Origin of the sequence: Candidatus Rhabdochlamydia sp. W815 (assembly GCF_018642185.1) — a bacterium.
In the GTDB taxonomy this organism is placed as follows: Bacteria; Chlamydiota; Chlamydiia; order Chlamydiales; family Rhabdochlamydiaceae; genus Rhabdochlamydia; species Rhabdochlamydia oedothoracis.
The window spans coordinates 1-1,164 of record NZ_JAAVTY010000186.1; the positions used below are offsets into that span (position 1 = coordinate 1).

Below are 1,164 nucleotides of genomic sequence, written 5' to 3' on the forward strand. Positions count from 1 at the left end.
TATCGAAAAATATTGGGCCAATATGAAAACGAAAATCCGAGAACTTTTACCTACTGTAGCTAATTTATCCGAAGCCTTAGATCAAGCTGTTTTATCAATGTCGATTTAAATAACTATAGAATGTTTGCTATTGAGCTAGATGTATCTCCTCTAGCTTGTAAAATATAAATCTGACATCTTTGGTCATAGGTTAGGTGATGGTAGCCTTTAGGCAAGGTCTCTCCTTGTGTTTGATTGTTAAAAATCACAATAGAGATTCTTTCATCGCCTGCTTATTCTTTTTTTTAATTCTTCTGTGCACTTCAAACTTGAAAAGACTTTAAGTATAACATCTCTATTAAGCACCTTTGACAAAATAGTCGAGCAAGTAGAAAAACTGGATAAAGAAATGCTTAAACTAGTCAGTCAAGATAAAGAAGTAAAGCAGCTTATGACAATTCCTGGCATAGGACCTGTAACAGCATTAACCTATAAAACAGAAATGTTTGATCCAGCCCGCTTCAAAGCTTCTAAATCAGTAGGAGCTTATCTTGGTATGACTCCCAAACAATATGCCTCTGGAGAGGTGCAAAGACAGGGAATAATTTCGAAATGTGGATCCAATGAACTTAGGTCTTTGTTAGTTGAGGCCGGAATGGTAATGCGCACACGAAGTAAGAAATGGAGTAAAGTGAAAGCTTGGGGATTAAAAATTATGCGAAAAAAAGGGATGAAGAAAGCCGCTTTAGCAGTGGGTAGAAAGTTATCCGTGATCATGCACAAGATGCTGATCGAACAAAAAGAATTTATTTATGGCGAGCCAAAAGTAGCTTAAAAACACATCTTTTTAGAAATAGAAAAGTACATTAAGAAAAGTAGCTAAAATTTTTGTAGGAGAAAAACCGAAGAAATAGGCAAAGACGACAAGAAGTTGGCTCTTAGAAGCCGTAATAGACATTGTCTTGCCCATTTCATTTCGGATAGCATAATGGAGCGAAGAACCTCAAATAGTTTTCTTCAAAAAAAGACTCCGCAGAGAACCCTGGACTTATCTCCCGCATTAAACTTTGCTGTCCAATATGTTAAAAAACGCCTTTTATTTTGCAAGCAAAATATCGGCTCGGAGAGCTTATGAAGAATTAAGAGAATTTATATTCCCCTTGTGTGCAATTAGAGAACCTCTTG

Annotated in this window: 2 protein-coding genes; one reads left to right on the forward strand and one right to left on the reverse strand. The window is 36.3% G+C overall.

The genetic code is table 11. The annotated features are described in order from the left end of the window. Window positions 1–113: 113 nt before the first annotated feature. Complete coding sequence (locus RHOW815_RS08910; RefSeq protein ID WP_256439941.1) at window positions 114–248, reverse strand: hypothetical protein; 135 nt, start codon at window positions 246–248, stop codon at window positions 114–116. A gap of 140 nt (window positions 249–388) precedes the next feature. On the opposite strand from RHOW815_RS08910, the gene RHOW815_RS08160 reads away from it, so the two are divergent. After that, on the forward strand, window positions 389–814 hold the full coding sequence (locus RHOW815_RS08160; RefSeq protein ID WP_215217788.1) for a transposase: 426 nt from the start codon (window positions 389–391) through the stop codon (window positions 812–814). Window positions 815–1,164: the final 350 nt, after the last annotated feature.